The organism is Halorarum salinum (assembly GCF_013402875.1).
Classification (GTDB): Archaea; Halobacteriota; Halobacteria; order Halobacteriales; family Haloferacaceae; genus Halorarum; species Halorarum salinum.
Window position 1 is genome coordinate 1190020 of sequence record NZ_CP058579.1, and the last position, 17240, is coordinate 1207259.

General features: G+C 69.6%; 16 protein-coding genes and 3 pseudogenes. 11 read left to right on the forward strand and 8 right to left on the reverse strand.

Annotated elements, in window-relative coordinates; all coding sequences use genetic code 11:
* Window positions 1-45: 45 nt before the first annotated feature.
* Window positions 46-615, forward strand: coding sequence for a type 1 glutamine amidotransferase domain-containing protein (locus tag HUG12_RS05640; RefSeq protein ID WP_179267827.1), 570 nt, complete (start codon window positions 46-48; stop codon window positions 613-615).
* Between the two features lie 425 nt (window positions 616-1040).
* Here HUG12_RS05640 and HUG12_RS05645 read toward each other — a convergent pair whose 3' ends face one another.
* From HUG12_RS05645 to HUG12_RS05655, 3 genes are all read right to left on the reverse strand, one after another.
* Window positions 1041-1901 (reverse strand): NmrA/HSCARG family protein, encoded by an 861-nt coding sequence (locus HUG12_RS05645; RefSeq protein WP_179267828.1) that lies wholly within the window; start codon window positions 1899-1901, stop codon window positions 1041-1043.
* A gap of 68 nt (window positions 1902-1969) precedes the next feature.
* Window positions 1970-3028 (reverse strand): DUF892 family protein, encoded by a 1059-nt coding sequence (locus HUG12_RS05650; RefSeq protein WP_179267829.1) that lies wholly within the window; start codon window positions 3026-3028, stop codon window positions 1970-1972.
* Window positions 3029-3033: 5 nt separating this feature from the next.
* Window positions 3034-3519 (reverse strand): response regulator, encoded by a 486-nt coding sequence (locus HUG12_RS05655; protein WP_179267830.1) that lies wholly within the window; start codon window positions 3517-3519, stop codon window positions 3034-3036.
* A 203-nt stretch (window positions 3520-3722) separates the two neighbouring features.
* On the opposite strand from HUG12_RS05655, the gene HUG12_RS05660 reads away from it, so the two are divergent.
* Window positions 3723-5135 carry an arylsulfotransferase family protein gene (locus HUG12_RS05660; protein ID WP_179267831.1) on the forward strand — a complete coding sequence of 471 codons (1413 nt, stop codon included), beginning with the start codon at window positions 3723-3725 and terminating at the stop codon, window positions 5133-5135.
* Window positions 5136-5181: 46 nt separating this feature from the next.
* Here the strand turns inward: HUG12_RS05660 and HUG12_RS05665 are convergent.
* Window positions 5182-5431 (reverse strand): annotated as a pseudogene (locus HUG12_RS05665) (IS200/IS605 family transposon protein TnpB); the annotation flags it as partial.
* 194 nt (window positions 5432-5625) lie between these two features.
* Here HUG12_RS05665 and HUG12_RS05670 point away from each other — a divergent pair.
* Together HUG12_RS05670 and HUG12_RS05675 are read left to right on the forward strand one after the other, a co-directional pair.
* Window positions 5626-6036, forward strand: a pseudogene (locus tag HUG12_RS05670) (chromate transporter); the annotation flags it as partial.
* A 198-nt stretch (window positions 6037-6234) separates the two neighbouring features.
* Window positions 6235-6666: an arsenate-mycothiol transferase ArsC gene (locus tag HUG12_RS05675; protein WP_179267832.1), complete on the forward strand. Its 432-nt coding sequence runs from the start codon at window positions 6235-6237 to the stop codon at window positions 6664-6666.
* A gap of 68 nt (window positions 6667-6734) precedes the next feature.
* Here HUG12_RS05675 and HUG12_RS05680 read toward each other — a convergent pair whose 3' ends face one another.
* Complete coding sequence (locus tag HUG12_RS05680; protein WP_179267833.1) at window positions 6735-7700, reverse strand: sodium:calcium antiporter; 966 nt, start codon at window positions 7698-7700, stop codon at window positions 6735-6737.
* A 198-nt stretch (window positions 7701-7898) separates the two neighbouring features.
* Between HUG12_RS05680 and HUG12_RS05685 the strand changes: the two genes are divergently transcribed.
* The 4 genes and pseudogenes from HUG12_RS05685 to HUG12_RS05700 all read left to right on the forward strand — a co-directional run bounded on the left by HUG12_RS05685 (window position 7899) and on the right by HUG12_RS05700 (window position 10371).
* Window positions 7899-9248, forward strand: a complete 1350-nt coding sequence (locus HUG12_RS05685) for an MFS transporter (protein ID WP_179267834.1) — start codon at window positions 7899-7901, stop codon at window positions 9246-9248.
* A gap of 259 nt (window positions 9249-9507) precedes the next feature.
* Window positions 9508-9582 (forward strand): annotated as a pseudogene (locus HUG12_RS22115) (hypothetical protein); the annotation flags it as partial.
* 98 nt (window positions 9583-9680) lie between these two features.
* Complete coding sequence (locus HUG12_RS21640) at window positions 9681-9959, forward strand: hypothetical protein (protein WP_246308145.1); 279 nt, start codon at window positions 9681-9683, stop codon at window positions 9957-9959.
* Window positions 9960-10083: 124 nt separating this feature from the next.
* Window positions 10084-10371 (forward strand): HalOD1 output domain-containing protein, encoded by a 288-nt coding sequence (locus tag HUG12_RS05700; protein WP_179267837.1) that lies wholly within the window; start codon window positions 10084-10086, stop codon window positions 10369-10371.
* A gap of 272 nt (window positions 10372-10643) precedes the next feature.
* On the opposite strand, the gene HUG12_RS05705 is transcribed toward HUG12_RS05700, so the two are convergent.
* Complete coding sequence (locus HUG12_RS05705) at window positions 10644-11258, reverse strand: hypothetical protein (RefSeq protein ID WP_179267838.1); 615 nt, start codon at window positions 11256-11258, stop codon at window positions 10644-10646.
* A 128-nt stretch (window positions 11259-11386) separates the two neighbouring features.
* Here HUG12_RS05705 and HUG12_RS05710 point away from each other — a divergent pair, with 128 nt between their 5' ends.
* Window positions 11387-11839: an ArsR family transcriptional regulator gene (locus HUG12_RS05710; protein ID WP_179267839.1), complete on the forward strand. Its 453-nt coding sequence runs from the start codon at window positions 11387-11389 to the stop codon at window positions 11837-11839.
* A gap of 48 nt (window positions 11840-11887) precedes the next feature.
* Here the strand turns inward: HUG12_RS05710 and HUG12_RS05715 are convergent, their stop codons facing one another.
* Entirely contained in the window at window positions 11888-13096 is a 1209-nt protein-coding gene (locus HUG12_RS05715; RefSeq protein ID WP_179267840.1) for a threonine synthase, read from the reverse strand.
* Window positions 13097-13233: 137 nt separating this feature from the next.
* Between HUG12_RS05715 and HUG12_RS05720 the strand changes: the two genes are divergently transcribed.
* Window positions 13234-14601, forward strand: a complete 1368-nt coding sequence (locus tag HUG12_RS05720; RefSeq protein ID WP_179267841.1) for a PQQ-dependent sugar dehydrogenase — start codon at window positions 13234-13236, stop codon at window positions 14599-14601.
* Complete coding sequence (locus tag HUG12_RS05725) at window positions 14598-16067, forward strand: aryl-sulfate sulfotransferase (RefSeq protein ID WP_179267842.1); 1470 nt, start codon at window positions 14598-14600, stop codon at window positions 16065-16067. Before HUG12_RS05720 ends, HUG12_RS05725 begins: the two co-directional genes overlap by 4 nt.
* A gap of 48 nt (window positions 16068-16115) precedes the next feature.
* On the opposite strand, the gene HUG12_RS05730 is transcribed toward HUG12_RS05725, so the two are convergent.
* Entirely contained in the window at window positions 16116-17120 is a 1005-nt protein-coding gene (locus HUG12_RS05730) for a DUF5787 family protein (protein ID WP_179267843.1), read from the reverse strand.
* Window positions 17121-17240: the final 120 nt, after the last annotated feature.

Consider the following 17240-nt stretch of genomic DNA (forward strand, 5'->3'; position numbering starts at 1 on the left):
GGGCAAGTACAACCCCTACCTCCGTGCCGCCCGTTCGAACCGGCGATGAGCGAGAGCGACGGAGGGGAACTCGACGGGACGACCGTCGGCCTGTTCCTCGCGCCCAGAGGCACCGAGGAGGTGGAGTTCACCGAACCGAAGGAGGCCGTGGAGGAGGCCGGAGCGGACGTCGACGTCCTCGGCTCCGAGACGGGCGAGGTCGAGACCGTCGAGAGCGACCTCGACCCGGCGGGGACCCACGAGGTGGAGCGGGCGTTCTCCGACGTCTCCCCGGACGAGTACGACGCGCTGGTCGTCCCGGGCGGCACCGTCGGCGCCGACGAACTCCGCGTCGACGAGGACGCGGTCGAACTCCTGCGCGAGCACGTGACGGAGGGGAAGCCGCTCGGCGTGATCTGTCACGGCCCGTGGACGCTGGTGGAGGCGGACGCGGCCGAGGGCCGGACGCTGACCTCCTACCCCAGCCTGCAAACCGACGTCCGAAACGCGGGCGGCGAGTGGGTCGACGAGGAGGTCGTGGTCGACGAAAACCTGGTGACGAGTCGGAAGCCGGATGACCTCCCCGCGTTTCGCGAGGCGATCGTCGAGACGTTCGCGGGCGGGACGGGGGAGTGAGGGGTCGGAAACCGACGACCGGTCGCGGGCGACGGGTCGGGTTTCCCCGCCGGTTCGGCCCCCGTCCGATGTGACGAACCGGCTCCGGGGATCGGGGGACGTGGCGGCCTCGGGAGGCTTTTTACGCCTCGGCGCCGTCGGCGTAGACGGTGGCGATGACGAGGGTTACCCCCGCTCAGCCCCTTGTGATGAAGGACTTCGACCGAGCCACCACACCCGATTTCCCGCGAGACACAGCGCCGGGATTCCTCGATTCGGTTGAACCCCCGTTCGTCGAACACGATCCGGTGAAACAGCCGGTCAGAAGGGATCGCGTATCGACCGGGGAGAGTTACGTCAGACACGAACCACGTTCGCCACGTCCTGCTGACCACGCGGGACGTGGCGATCGAGACCGGAGCCGGCCGTCGGAGCGTAGGACCCGGCTATCGGTCCCACCCGGCCCGTTCGAGGTACTCCTCCAGTCGGGAGAACTTGAGCCCGTGTTCGGCCTGAAGTTCGTCGATGGGCGACTCGTAGCCGTGCTCGTTGAACCACTCGAACATCACACGGTACTCCTCGCCGAACTGTTCCATTCCCTCTTCCAACGCGGCAGGCGGGACGTGTTGGGCAGTCACGTCGACCCCGGTCACGTCGGCCATTCGAATGGCCGTCGCAGTGAGTGTGAGTTCGTCGCTCGCCAGCTCGAAGGCCTCGCCGACGTAGCGGTCGGGGTCAGCGAAAACTCGGGCAACGAACGCCCCGAGATCGTCGACGTCGAGCATCTGTAGGGGGACGTGTCGCTCCATGGCCAGCGCAAGCGTCCCTCGCGTGACGTCCTCGCGGTTGCCTTCCAGGTTCTGCATGTAGAACACGGGCCGGACGACCGTCGCGTTCAGATCGGACTCTTCGAGGTGTCGTTCGATCTCCCACTTGGAGTCGAAGTGCGAGATTCCCGTGTCGCGCTCGGCTCCACCGACGGAACTGAACACGAAGTGTTCGACCGCTGATTCGACGGCGGCATCGATGGCGTTCCTTCCGTGTTGGACTTCGGTATCGTACCCGTGCTCCCAGAAGTTCGTGACGCAGAACACTCCGTCGACTGCTTCCATGGCCGTTTCGAGGGCGCCGATTTCGTCGAGACTTCCCTCGACGATCTCTGCCCCGTCGTCTTCGAGGGAGCGGGCCGCGTCGGCATCGGGATCGCGCGTTAGCGCGTGGACCGTGACCCCGTCGTCCATCAGGTGATCGGCGACCGCGCCTCCCTGTGTGCCGGTAGCTCCGATTACGAGAACGGACTCACTCATACGTACGGACACGTGTTCGACGGTCTAAATGCCTATTCTGACAGTACTTGCCGCCTGACGGTACCAAACTACGCCATTGCTATCGTTCGGTTCCCCGATGCGGACTGATTGGCCCGAGGGAATCCGGCCGTCTCCGGGGAGGGTCCCGTGCGGGGCGCGCGTTCTCCGACTCGACCATCTTCGGACGGTGCGGATCCGTTTACCTCGAGTATCGAACGCGACCCCCGTACCGGCCCGCCGTTCGTGAAACCGACAGGGCGGACGGATGGCGGCACCGAAACTGCATCATCTCCACCTGGCAACCGGGACGTGTTCCCGTTACTCGTCGCTGTTTCACCTGGCCGTCTATCAGTAGATGCTGTGCTTTCCCCGCTCGGCACCCTGTGATGAAGGACTTCGACCGAGCCACCGTACTCGATTCCCCGTGGGGCACGAGGTTCGTTCGATCGGCAGACGGTCCGTCCGCCGCTCGGACCTCCGTGACGGGCCAGTTCGTCCGAGCCACCGCCTCGGTTTCGGTGACTCGAAACGAACGTCCCGTGAACGCCGTTCGATCGGCTCCGATGAAACCCCGTTCCCTGGATGCGGGTCGTCCGGAACGCCCGTGAACGGGCCGACGGACGTGCCGATCTGGCGGTAGTTCCTCGCCCGACTCGCCGTTCCTCGAGGAACCGTTCCATTCGCTCGAGCGCTGCCCGCGCTTCCGCACGGTTCCGCTTGAGGGTCGACCGCGTCGGCTCCGGAAGCCCGAGCGCGTCGGCCAACAGAAGCAGCCGATCGAGAAGCGTGATCTCGAACCGTTCGTTGATCATGCCGACGCTGATCGCGTCGAGGTCGCGCAGGTCGTCGTCGTTCACCTCCGCGACGAACTCGTCCTTCTCCGCCAGCAGCCCCTCCACGATCGGGCTGCCGCGCTCGCGCGGTTCCAGGTCGACGACCTCGAACGGCTCCTCGATCCGGTCGATCTGGTCGACCGTGTCGCCCTCGTGACCGCTGAACACGTCGCGGACCTCCTCGCTCGCGGCTGCGGCCGCCAGGTCGGCGTGGAGGTCCAGGATCTCGATCTCGGCGCGGTAGAGCTTCCGCAGCCCCCGCTCGAACGTCTCCTCCTTCGTGTCGATGGTCATGGGTATCACGCACCTCCCGAATCGTCCGCCAGGACGCGCTCGCGGAGGCACTCCTGTACGCCCTCGACGTCGAGCTCGACGTCGTCGACGAGAAAGCCCTCCCGCTGACCGGCCCGAGCCGTCGCCAGCGCCAGGAACTGTTCCGCGACGTGTGGGGACGACTCGTCCGCCGACTCCCGCACGAGCGTCCGTACGCCGATGCCCCTGAGCAGGAACGCGAGGGCGTCGCGGACGCCGTCTCGGAACTCCTCGTCGGCGTCGACCCACTGGCTTCCGTCGTCGGTCACCTCGCCGAAGATCTTCCGCCGTTCGTCCTCCTCGAGGTCCCAAAAGAGGATCGTGAAGTCGAGAACGGAGTCGTACACCCGGTCGCGGACGTCGTTCCGTCGCTGGTACCGTTGCCGTTTGGCGTGTTGACCGTCGTAGGTCTTCTCGCCGGTCAGCCAGCGACGGTCCTCCGTCGTCGGCATCGCGTTCTTGCGACTGACCATGCGCGGGCGAGAACCACACGAACACATAAACGCGGCCCGTCGGAGTATAGACGAGAATGGGAAACGTGTTTACCCCGCGGCCGGAACGCTACGAGGTAGATGGCCACGTTCAGGTTCCTGCCGATCAGGATCGTACCCGTCGATGGCGCCTTCGGTAGGGGTCACCATCAGGTCGGTTCCCCCGCTTCCGTACCCACCCGCTCATGGCTCGAAGGGTAACGTACCGAGCGCTGTTCGCGCTCGTCCTCGTCGGCTGTCTCGCCGTCACCGCGAGCGCGTACGTCGGGAGTTCCGCCGGCGACAGCGGGTTCGAAGGGAAGTCACAGTCCGAAGTGCTGAACGACCGGTCCGAGCAGGTCGTCCCGGAACGGGACGGCGTCACGGTCGCCGGGATGGACTCGAACTCGTGGCGCGGCGACGAGAGCGACGGCCCCAGGGGCCGAGCGGAACTCGTCGCGTACGCCCCGAACGGGAGCGTCCTCTACTACAACGACACGCACACCCGCTACTGGGACGTCGACCCCGTTCCGGGGACCGAAGCAACGGTCGAAGTGGCGTACGCGGACCACGTCGACGGCGCCGACTGTCCGGACGCCGACGAGTGGGACCCCGCCGATCACGGCGTGGACGAGGACACCTGGAACGAGTACTACGACCACCACGGCGGGACGGACGCGTGCACGCGAAACGGCGTCGAGCGCGTGAACCTCTCCACCGGGGAGGTCACGCCGGTCTGGTCGCGGCAGACGCCCGGCAAGGAGGCGACCCGGTACCACGACGTCGACCGGGTGAACGACACCCACCTCCTCGTCGCCGACATCTACCTCGACCGCGTGTTCGTCGTCGACGAGACGAGCGACGAGACGGTCTGGACGTGGAACGCCTCCGACGAGTTCGACCCCGCCGAGACCGGCGGGCCCCATCCCGACGACTGGTCCCACATCAACGACGTCGAACTCGTCGACGACGGTTCGCGCGTCATGGTCAGCGTCCGCAACCACGATCGGGTGGCGTTCGTCGACCGCGAGACCGGCGAACTGGACGAGGACTGGACGCTCGGCGCGGAGGACGACTACGACGTCCTGAACGAACAGCACAATCCCGATTACATCCCCGAGGAGAACGGCGGGCCGGCCGTGCTCGTCGCGGACTCCGAGAACAACCGCGTCGTCGAGTACCAGCGCGAGAACGGCGAGTGGGTGCAGTCCTGGCAGTGGCAGGACGCGCGGGCACAGTGGGTCCGGGACGCCGATAGGCTCCCGAACGGCCACACGCTGATCACCGATTCGAACGGGAACCGCCTGTTGGAGGTCGACACCGAGGGGGAGGTCGTCTGGAGCACCCGCGTGGGGTTCCCGTACGAGGCCGAGCGATTCGACCCCGGCGACGAGAGTTCCGGCGGACCCAGCGCGGAACGCGCCGGGCTCGAGTCCCACACCGGCGGGCCCGTCGATCGGTTCTGGATCGGCGTGAAGGACGTGCTCCCGGGGAAGTACCTGAACGGGCTGATGTACGTCACGCCCGTCTGGCTCGGGGTGGGTCAGCTGTCCGCCCTGCTGGTGGCACTCGTCGCGACGATGGTCTGGGGCGTCCTCGAGTACCGCTGGCGAACTTGACGTCCTCCCCGCCCTGAAGCGCGAGGATTCCCCCGTTGGGGTTCGGCTACCCACCCACGGAGGCAACTTGCGGGTTCGTACGCGGTTCTTCGGGACGTTCGTGAGTGTGGTGTCCCCGACCGGTCGTGGGGGTCCCACTCGAATCGCACGGGCCGTGCCATCGGCCCGACTTCAGCATCGCCGTTCTCTCGAAGGAACGTCCCCGGGGCCGTGAGGTCGGCGTGCTCCTCGAAGCAACACGGGCACGTCAGCGTATCTCCGTGACGAACCGTCGCACTGTGGTCGCCACACTCGGGACCCGATTCGACGTCCGGTCGAACCCGCGTTTTCAGCGCGCCTCGTCGGCGTCGAACGCGGGGTAAATCGAATGGAATGGACGAGTGGAGAAGATTTGTTCACCGATCGGGTGGACCGGAGAGCATGGCTCGCGTCCGAACGGCCCGTCCGAACGGCGACCCGCCGAGGGATCGGCCGGCCAGAGGGGTCATCGATGAGCGAGACGCGGGCGACCGGCGGCGCGGAGGTGTACGGGGGGCAGTCGAGCCCCGCGAAGCTCGTCGAGATCGTCCGTTACTTCCTGTTCATCGGGATCGTCGGGTTCGGCGGCCCGCTCGTCCACGTCGCGATGACGGAGGACGACCTCGCCGGCGAGGACTCACGCGGGTGGGCCGACGAGCCGGTGTTCGTGGAGGGGCTCGCGATCTGCAACGTGCTCCCCGGCCCCGCGTCCACGCAACTCGGCATCTTCATGGGGTGGATCCGCGCGGGGAACCTCGGCGCGATCACCGCGGGGTTCTTCTTCATGCTGCCGACGTTCGTCCTCGTCGCGTTCTTCTCGTGGCTCTACTTCGCCTACCGGACGCTCCCGGCGGTCGTCGTCGCGATCCTCGGTGCGCCGCCACGCTGGCGGCCGAGTCGTTCGCCGACGCCTTCACCGTCGCGCTCGCGGCCGTGACGTTCGGGCTGTTCGTCCGCGGCGTCCACGCCGCCTCCCTCATCGTCGGCGGGGGCGCCGTCGGGATGGCGTGGTTTTTCCTCGTGCCGTGACGCCCCCGGGCCGACCACTGGCTATACCCGGTTCGAGGGTCAGTAGTAGACCATGACACGCGTGGCCTTCGTGTGCGTCGGAAACGCCGGACGGAGCCAGATGGCGACCGCGTTCGCGGAGCGGGAGCGCGACGAGCGCGGCCTCGACGTCGACGTCGTCACCGGCGGGACGGACCCTGCCGAGCGCGTCCACGACTCCGTCGTCGAGGTGATGGGAGAGGAGGGGATCGACGTCAGCGACCGGAAACCCCGGCAGATCACGCCCGAAGACGTCGAGGACGTCGACTACGTCGTGACGATGGGCTGTTCGGTCGACCAGTTCCGGCCCGAGGGCTGGACCGGTGAGAGCGAGCGGTGGGACCTGGAACACCCGGGCGGGGACGGTCTCGACGCGGTTCGCCGACAACGGGACGAAATCGCACGGCGCGTCTCCGACTTCTTCGACGATCTCGAAGCGGACGGAGGGCGTTCCTCCGAGCGATGACCTCGCGCCGCACCGGGTGAATCGACTCTCACGCGCCGACGTGGGCGGGAATCACGGACGCGTACCGACTACCTCGGTACGAACCCGCTCGCGATCGCGTACCCGCCGACGGCGAACACGAGGTAGAGTAGCACCAGGACGCCGCCGGCCCGGCGGCGAACCCGTTTTCGGAGCATGAACCCGGAGACGAGAAGGACGGTGACGATCGCGATCGGCAGGTAGAATCCCAGCACCTGGCTCGGGACCGGAACCGGATCGACCAGGGCGATGACGCCGGCGTTGAACAGGAAGAACGCCATGACCGAACCGACGACGTTCCCGAAGGTAATCTCCGGCCGACCCCGCAGCGCGGCGGGCAGTTCCCGGGCGAGTTCCTCGATGCTGACCAGCGCCGCCAGGACGATGAGTCCGAAGAACGTGTCGGTCACCCCGAGCGTCTCGATGATCGTTTCGGAACTCGCGACCAGGAGCTCGCTGCCCGCGACGATCGCGACCAACGAGACGGCGAACAGGCCGACCGCTTTCCACCGGCGCTGCGGATCGCCGTCCGGTTCGGACTCGGGTTCCTCTCCCGGGAGTACATCGACGCCCCGCTCGCCGAGCCACAGCAGATAGCCGACCGCCACGACGTACCCCAGAAGGAGGACGCCGCCGTCGAGTCGCGACAATCGTCCGTCGAGAGCTACCCCGCCGAACAGTAGGACTGCAAGCACCTGGACGACCAGGATTCGCGTCGGGGCTTCCTCGAACTCCATCGGTGCGAGGAGCGCCGTGATGCCGAACGCGAGCGCGATCGCCACCATGGCTGCACCCACGATCGCACCGAGCGCGATGCCCGCAACGCCCTCGTAGGTTCCGCTCGTCCCGACGAACAGGTTCTCCGGGTCGAAGCCGACGAAGACGACGCTGACGAGAAACGCCGACAGGCCGAACCCCCGCGCGGTGCCGACCGTTCCATCGACCAGCTTTTCCGCGAAGTAGATTACCGCCGCAAGCCCGCCGACGAACTGGATGACGGTGAGAGGGGTGACCATGTCTCCATGGACCGTGCCGACTGTGCCGTGCGCGTTTCCGGACCGCCGATCGAGGTCCTCGTACGGGACGTGCCCGCGAACGGATCCGTCGTCGTGGTTCCCCGTCGGGGTACGGTCCGTACCTGCATAAGTGTTGATGGCGCTCTCGTAACGGTAGGGTAAAAAATATTTACCGGACTCCCCGACTCGGAACGAGAGATGGCGACCGAGGACGAGCCGATCGGCGTGTTCGAACCGTTTCGGCGGTTCGTCTCGCTCGAACGCGACGTGCTGGTCCTCTCGGCGGCCATGTTCGCGTTCAGCCTCGGCTTCCAGATGACGAACCGCTTCCTTCCGGAGTACATGGTGGCCCTGGGTGCGTCGGGCTTCGTCGTGGGGCTGTTCGGCACGTTCGGGAACGTCATCTCAGCCGTCTACCCGTACCCGGGCGGGGCGGTTTCGGACCGCATCGGCTCGCGATACGCGCTGACGCTGTTCGGCCTCCTGTCGACGCTCGGGTTCGGCTTCTGGCTCGTCGCGCCCGGGATCGGCGCGTTCTCGGTCGCCGGCGTCACGATCGAACCCTGGATCTGGATCTTCGTCGGCCTGGTCCTCGCCCAGGCCTGGAAGTCCTTCGGGCTGGGGGCGACCTTCGCGGTCGTCAAACAGGCGACCGACCCGTCACGGCTCGCCGAGGGGTTCGCGAGCACGGAGACGTTCCGCCGGACCGCGTTCCTGATCGGCCCGGTGCTGGCGGCCGTCCTGATCGGGCTCCATCCGCAGTTCACGGTGAGTTTCCAGTACGTGCTCGGGGTCGCGGTCGTCTTCGGCGTCCTCGGGACGGTCGTCCAGCACGTCCTCTACGACGCCGATTCGGACGCGGTCGGCGGTTCGTTCGAGGGGATCGAGCGGATCGTGCGGGACCTTCGGGACATGCCCGAGGAACTGAGACCGCTGCTGATCGGCGACACGCTCGTCCGGTTCGCCAACGGGATGGTCCACGTGTTCTTCGTGCTGGTGGTCACCCAGTTCTTCGAGGTCGGGCTCGAAACCACCGTTTCACTGGGCGGCCTCTCGTACGCGGTTGACCTCCCGCCGGCGGCCTTCTTCGGCTACCTGCTGGGCGTCGAGATGTTCGTCGCGTTGCTCGTGATGGCGCCGGCGGCGAAAGTCGCGGAACGCGTCGGGCTGAAACCGGTCGTCGCGTTCGGGTTCGCGGTCTACGCGGTCTTCCCGCTGGTCCTGATCAACGTCCCGGAACTCGCGTCGCCGTACGTCACCACGACTGCGGCGATGGTTCCGGTGTTCGCGTTCTCCGGGTTGCGGTTCGCGGGCCTGCCCACGCACAAGGCACTGATCGTCGGGCCCGCGGAGCGGGGCGCCGGCGGGCGGGTCACCGGCACGTACTACCTGCTCCGGAACACGGTCGTCATCCCCAGCGCCGCGCTCGGCGGCTACCTCTGGGACTTCGTCAGCCCCGAACTCGCGTTCACCGTGGCGGCCGTCGTCGGACTCGTCGGCACCGGCTACTTCCTCCTGTTCGGCAAGGAGTTCGAGGCCTACAGGTGAACGCCGCGTCGCATCCGTTGCGGGAACGACACGAACACCCACAACGGGTGGGAGCGGGGAGTTCGCGCCACCGGCCGGAACGTAGCGTGGTGAGCCGAGCACGCGATGGCCGTGCGCAGCCGCGGAATCACCCACGTCGTTCCGGTCTCGTCCGGCCGGGCGGGCACGCGGACGCGGTAGTTCTCACGGTGTGCAGGTCGAACTTCCTCGCGTGTTCGCTCGGTGGATCGTCCCCGTGGGCTCCGATTCCCTCGACGACGTGGATCGAGCGACCCTGCACCTGCTACGGGCCGATGCACGGAAGAACGCGAACACGGCGATCGCCGACCGGATGGGCGTGGCCGCCAGCACCGTGAGCACTCGCATCACCAAACTCGAGGAGCAGGGGATCATCGACGGCGATCACCCGAAATCGACCATCGGAACGCCGGGTTGCCGCTCTACACGCTCTTCGCGTGTACCGCCCCCGTCGCCGAGCGTCGGGAACTCGCCGACCGGACGCTCGACCCCCCACGGAGTCGTCGACGTCCGGGAGACGATCGCCGGGAACGGAACGTCCGCGTCGAGACGGTGAGCCGGAGCGTCGCCGAACTGGAGAAGGTGACCCGAGCGCTGGACGAACCCGGTCTCACGATCGACAGTTCTGAGACGCTGAAACGCCACCGGACCCGACCGTTCGACCAGTTCGGGTCGAACCTGATCGACGACTGACGGTCGAGGGTGACGAGCACGCTCGTTCCTTCCGAAACGGAACTCCGGAAACGATGATCGTTGCGGACGGGACTGGTCTAACGCATACGGGACGTTTATCCCCGAGAGAACCCTGAACTACGCTGTGAATCACCCTCCAGCAGCGACCCGGCGGGACACGGAACCTCCGAGCGCGACGGTGATCGAGAACGTGGCGGTCCACAAAGGAACGGATGCACTTCTGCTCGATCCGCCACTGTACGACGTCCTCGACCCGGACGCGCTCGATGCCCTCTTTCGAGACGTGGACGGAGCACGACGAACGGGGGAGGTCTCCTTCGAATACTGCGGCTGTCACGTGACCGTCGGGAGTGACGGTCGCGTCCTCGTCGAAGACGCGGACGACGACGAGCGCGGGTCACCGTCGGAGTGACCTGCACCAGTCGGTAGTTCCTGGCCTCGAAGCAGGCGTACGGCAGGTCCGTTCCGTGAGGGGTGCTCCTTCCGGACCGGGCGACCGTCGCTCGACCTACACCGAGCGATCACGATGGGTCCCGTTACTCGTCGCGGTTTCGTCCGGCCATCCGTCGTAGAACCCGCGTCCACCCCGGTACGGACGACTGGACGGACCGGACCCGGCCGATCCCGAACGGCGACGACCTCGGATCGAGTCGGCCCCGCCCGGACGCAGTCGCGTCGGCCGCGTCAGGGGATCTCGTCCACGGCGTCCCGGAGTTCGTCCGCGTCGACCCACTCGCGGACGCGATCGCCGGTCAGGAGCAGTTCGACGTGCGAGGCCGCCATCCCGTTCTCGAACCGCTCTCGCTCGGTCTCACCGTCCGGGTACCGCCGCTTCAGGACCCACAGTTTCTCGCGGTAGGACGGGGCGAAGAGCAGCCCCAGCTCCCACACGTAGCCGCCGTCGAAGTCCTCGATCACGGCGACGACGTGGGTCGCCCTCCCGCAGAGGACGTCGAACACGCGCGTCCAGAGACGGATCTCCTCGGGCGTCAGCCCGAAGTCCTCCAGCCGCACGGCGACGGCCGGCGGGTCCGTCCGCGCGTCGAGCAGGTCGGCGACGACGTCGCGCCGGGTCCCGGCCCCAGTCTCGCCGCCCGCCCCCACGACCAGGTAGCGCCGCTCGTGCCCCCTGATGCGGTCCATCCGCTCGCCGTTCACCAGGTCCTTGACGCGCTGGTGCTCGCTCGGGGTGAGACGCACCGACTCGATCCGGTCGAGCACCTCCCCCTCGTCGGGCGCCCCGTCGTCATCGCCGGCGGGCCCCCCGGCGCCCCCCTCGTCGAGTCTGCCGTCGCCCATCGTTCACTCCTGCCGCCGGTGAAACAAGTAGGTGGCGGTCCTTTCGGGGAACCTATTGCGGTATCAGTCGCGCGAAGACCCTCGTTCGAGTGAGAGTGTTTATGTCGCTGGCTGCCCAAGTGAGCCACATGAGGCCGACGACGGGCGGGGCCGTCACGGACCAGGGCGCCGGGGCCGGCACCGACGGGACCGGCACGGACGGGGAGTTCGACGCGTGGCGGGCGCTCCAGAAGGCGACCGACGAGAAACGGGCCGGCATCCTGGCGGACGTCGTCGGTCACCCGCACGGGCTTCCCAGCGTCGAGGAACTGGACTACATGAACCCGCCGCTCAGCGACGACGCCGTTCGCAGGCACCTCAAGGCGCTCGAGGAGGTGGGCGTCGTCCGCGAGCGCACGCTCGGGGTCGGCGACCGGCTCCGGAACTACCCGTACAAGTTCTACGAACTCACCGAGGAGGCCCGTGAGCTGTTCGACCGCAACGGGCTGTTCCCGGAGGAGGCGTGGCGGCGCCAGTACCGGTCCGTCGAGAAGACGGCCCGGATTCGGGAGCTCGAGTCGATGCCCCGTCCCTCCGACTGAGACGGTCACGCGGTCGGGGGAGCGACCGGCTGCTCCCCACCGCCGGGGTCACTCCCCGCGCGCCTCGCGCTCGCCGAGGTGCGCCCGCAGGGTGTCCACGTCCTTGTTAGCCGCGCCCGTGCTGAGCAGGACGACCGTGTCGTCCGGGCCGAACTCGCCCCGCTCGGCCAGTTCGAACGCGCCCGAGACCGCGGCCGCGGGGGTGGCGCCGACCTCCAGCCCCTCGGTTCGGGCGACCTCGATCGCTGCGTCGAGGATGGCCCGGTCGCTCGTCGCCACCGCGCCGCCGTCGCTCTCCTCCAGCGCGTCGAGGATCAGCGGCGAGGCGCCCGGGTCCGGGACGGCGATGCCGTTGCAGGCGGTCGTGATCCCGGTCCACGCCTCGTGGACCTCGGCGCCCTCCTCCCACGCGCGGACGACCGGCGCGCAGCCCTCGGCCTGGGCGGCGTACATCCCCGGCAGCCCCTCCGAGAGGCCGAGTTCGTCGAACTCCTTCGCGGCCTTGTGCATGCCGACGAGGCCGACGCCGCCCCCGGTCGGGTAGACGACCGCGTCGGGCGCCTCCCAGTCGAGCTGCTCGATCGTCTCGTGGGCCATCGTCTTCTTCCCGTCGTGGCGGTACGGCGTGACGAACGTCTTCGTGGAGTACCAGCCCTCCACGTCGCCCTCGGCCGTCGCCTCGGCGTACGCGGCGCCCGCGTCGGTGATCTCCCCCTTCGCGACGCGGAGGTCGCCGCCGTGGACCTCGGTCATCGCCTTCTGGGCGAATCCCGCGCGGTCCGGGAGGAACACGTGGGCGTCCATCCCGGCGCGGGCGGCGTAGGCGGCCGCGGACTGGCCGGCGTTGCCCGCGCTGTTGAGCGCCACCTCGTCGGCGCCGTGCTCGCTCGCGGCCGTCATCGCGGCCGTCTGCCCGCGGTCCTTGAACGTGCCCGTCGGGTTCCGGCCCTCGTCCTTGAGGTACACCGCGCCGACGCCCATCCGCTCGGCGAGCGTCGGACACTCGACGAGCGGCGTCGCGCCCTCGCCGAGCGAGACGGCCGCCTCGCGCGGGAACGGCAGCAGTTCCTCGTAGCGCCACATCGAGTCGAAGCGGCGGGAGTCGAGGTCCTCGCGCGTGAGGTCGACCCGGTCGAGGTCGTACTCGGGGTCGAGGATCCCCCCGCAGTCGGGACAGCGGTGGGTCGTCGTCTCGGGGTCGTGGAGCGCGTCGCAGTCGACACAGCGGAGGCCGACGAACGCCTCGGTGGTTCGCATATCGTTGGGGATGGTGGGGCGGGACTAACCGCTTTTGCCTCCGGTGACGCTCGTACCGGGCGGCCGCCGCGCGCCGGCCGACGGCGTCGTCGACGGGACCCGGAAAGCACTTCCCGGCCCCGTCGGTCCGGACACGTATGTCACGACGCTGGTCCCGACGACGAGCCCTCGCGGCCCTGGGGGGAGCCGCCCTCGCCGGCTGTAGCCAGCCGGGAGGCGCTCCGATCGAGGGGTCCCCCGGCAGCTCCTCCCCCGAGTCGCCCGCCGGGGCGACGACGGTCCCCGAACCGGACGTCACCTTCACGCCCGAGGAGGGCTGGGAGGCGCCCGACGACGCCCCGACGGCCGACGTCGAGGCGAACGTGCTGGTCGAGAACCTCGAGATCCCCTGGGACGTCTCGGTCGCGCCGAACGGCGACCTGTTCCTCACCGAGCGCGTCGGACGGGTCACGCGCTTTTCGGCCGGCGACCTCGAGTCCGTGCTCGCGCCGGCGGACGCCATCGACGCGGGCTCGGTGCCGCCGGGCCACGAGGACCGCCCCTGGTGGGTCGACGGCGGCGAGGGCGGCACCCTCGGCGTGGCGGTCCACCCGAACTACCCGGACGCGGAGCTGCTGTTCGTCTACTACACCGCCGACGTCGGCGGCGTGGCGGGCGTCGGCGGCGACGTGCGGAACCGCGTCTCGCGGTTCGACCTGTCGGCCGACGACCCGGGGGCGGCCGAGACGGTCCTGATCGACGAGATCCCCGCCTCGAACATCCACAACGGCGGCCGCCTCACGTTCGGGCCGCGGGGGTTCCTCTGGGTCACCGTCGGCGACGCCGGCGAGGAGTCGCTCGCGGCGGACCCGTCGAGCCTGGCGGGCTCGGTCCTCCGCGTCACCGTCCGGGGCGAACCGGCCCCGGACAACCCCGACGTCGAGGGCGGCGACCCGCGGGTGTTCACCTCCGGCCACCGGAACCCGCAGGGGACCGCCTGGCTCCCGGAGGGGACCCCGATCGCGTCCGAACACGGGCCGTCCGCGAAGGACGAGATAAACCGCCTCGAACCCGGCGCCGACTACGGCTGGCCGGACGTTCGCTCCCGTGAGGAGTACGGGGACGCGTCCGCGGACGTCCACCGGCCGCTCGCGAGCAGCGGCGGGACGACGTGGGCGCCCACCGGCTGCCGGTTCTACACCGGCGACGGGGTTCCGTCCTGGCGGAACCGGCTGCTGGTCGGCGGCCTCAACAGCCAGCAACTGCTCGTCGCGACGCTCACCCCGCCCGACGCGGAGCCGCCGCCGGTCGGGGACGGCCGCCGCTTCGACGCCGACTGGCTCGACGACGCGTACACGGTCACCGCGCACGCGCGACTCGGGGACGAACTCGGCCGGGTTCGTCACGTCGAGCAGGGCCCCGACGGTGCGCTGTACGCCATCACCTCGAACAGGGACGGCCGCGCCCGGGAGCCGTTCCCCCGCGAGCGCGACGACGTGCTCGTCAGGCTGGAGGCGTCCGCATGACGGGACGGTCGGGGCGGTCGAGCCGCGGGCGGGACGTCCTCGCGGTGGCGCTCCTCGTCGGCCTGCTCGCGCTCGCGCCGGCGGTCGGCGCCGTCGGCGCCGTCGGCGCCGGCGCGGCGGGCGGCGGCACGGCCGGCGGAAGCGTGAACGGCGTCGCCGGGTACGGCGCCGCCGGGACGGCGCAGGGTCTCAACCCCTGCGTCGGAACGATCCGCGAGGAGCCGTCGAGCACGACGCTGATCTCCATCCAGGGCGCCCGCGGCGGGGACAAGACGCCCGCGGTCCTGCTCGGCGTCCGTCCGAACGGCTCGGTCGTCGGCGTCCACGACGAGGCCGCGGCCGGTCGGTGGTGGGCCTACGACGTCGACCCGCTGCCGAACGGCGACCTCCTGATGGCGACGACCGAGCCGGGCATCTCGGTCCTCGAACGGGTCGACCCGGCGACCGGCGAGCACGTCGCCGTCGACCGCCTGCGGAACGTCGAGGACGCCCACGACGTCGACTACCTGGGCGACGGCGAGTACGTCACCGTCGACAAGGGCGATGAGCGCAACCGCGTCGTCGTCTACAACCGCACCGAGGGCGAGATCGTCTGGGAGTGGCGGTTCGACGAGCACACGGACCGCTTCCCGCGGGACGGCGGCGGACCCTACGGCGACGACTGGACCCACGTCAACGACGTGGACGAGATCGAGGACGGCGTGTTCATGGTCTCGGTCCGCAACTTCGACCAGACGATCGCCATCGACCGCGAGACGAAGGAGGTCGTCTGGACGCTCGGCGCGGACGACGACTACGAGGTCATGAACGAGCAGCACAACCCCGACTACCTCGAGGGTGAGAACGGCACCGGAACGGTGCTGATCGCCGACAGCCTCAACGACCGGGTCGTCGAGTACGCCCGCGAGGACGGCGGGTGGGAGCGGACGTGGGTGCTCGAGGGCGGCGACCTCGACGAGCCGCGGGACGCCGACCGCCTGCCGAACGGCAACACGCTCGTGACCGACCGCCGGGGCCAGCGCATCCTCGAGGTCACGCCGCGCGGGGAGGTCGTCTGGGAGTTCTACGCGCCGTGGCAGCCGTACGACGCCGAGCGCGTCGGCACCGACCCCGGCTCCGAGGGGCCCACGATGCGCCGGATCGGCGCGGAGGGAACCCATCAGATGCGGGGCAGCGCCGGCTACGACGTCGAGCGCATCGAAGCCTGCTCCGCGTTCATCACCGGCTGGGATGGCGGGAGCCGGCTCGTCCCCGACGACGAACTGTGGGGGAGTGCCGGAGACGGGTCGGGAACTGACGGGCCCGATGGCCCCGGCGGGGACGCCGGAACCGACCGCACGTACACGACCGTCCCGCCGGGCAGCGCCGGCCGGTCGATCGGTCGGATCTCGCCCGCCGTCGGGGCCGTCGTCGGAGTCGCGGTCGTCGCGCTCGTCGGCGGGTTCGTCGTCTGGTGGCGACGCTGAGCCCCGCGTCGCTCGGGCGTCGGTCCGGCTACTCCAACAGGTGAACCGCTACTCCAGAAAGCGACCCAGCCCGCTCTGTCGTCGGGCGGTCCCGGCCGGGTCGCGCTCCCAGGGCGTGTTCGCGTCCCGGAGCGCGTCGGCGTCCACCGACGGCGCGTCGCCGGCCTCGAACCCGGGACAGTCCGACCCGCACGCCACGGCCGGGTCGACGACGCGGTCGAAGTGCCCGCACCCGGGACGGCCGTCCGCCGTCGCCCGACAGCGCGCGCAGTCCGGGAGGTCGTAGGTCCGCCAGCCCTTGCCGTAGGCGCGCTCGGCGACCCGGCGGCGTCCCTTCGCCTTCTCGTCGGGGGGAACGACCGCGACGTCGGTCCGGAGCGGGCGCTCGTCGAGGACCTCGATCCCCGGGGCGTCGGGCCGGAGCGGCGTCGGCTCGCGGAGGACGGTCCGCCCGCCCGGGTCCGCGTCGGAATCGCGGTCGTGTGCCGACGTCGGACCGGAGTCGGGGTCGAACCGCCAGACGCCGACCGCCTCCGGGATCCGGTTCAGGTGGGCGCGGGTGACGTGGCTCGCGGTCGCCAGCACCACCTCGTCGAACAGGCCGAGCGAGACGTCGAACCGGAGCTGGCGTTCGAGTTCGCCCGGGCTCCCGAGGTCGGGTTTGTTCTCGATCCCGACGAGCTTCCCGACCCAGTCGTCCGGGTAGCGGGCCGTCTGCCGGACGTACTCCCGGCCGCCGCGTCGTTCGCGCGCGAGGAAGCCGGACTCGACGGCCGCGTCGACGCGCTCGCGCGCGCGGTCGGGGTGGCCGTCGAAGGCGTCGCGCCAGTAGCGCGCCTCGCCCACGCCGACGTCGGCCTCGACGGCGGCGTTGGGGATGGCCCGGTCGGTGATGCGCGCCCTGTCCGCGAACCCGGGGCCGGGTTCGATCGCGACGACGTCCATCACCCGGGCGCCGGGCGAGACGACGGCGGCCCCGAGCTGGCGGGCGAGCACCCACTCCTCCGCTCGCTCGAGGTGGGCACACAGCGCCAGTTCGAAGCCGAACTCCATGCTCGTGGGTCGTCCGGGGCGGGCGGGGAAAAACGCCTCGTGTACGGCGGAGGTGGGTTCGGCGTCGGCCGTCCGGCGTGGGTTCGGGCGCCGGCAGGACCGCCTCGAAGGCCCCGCGTG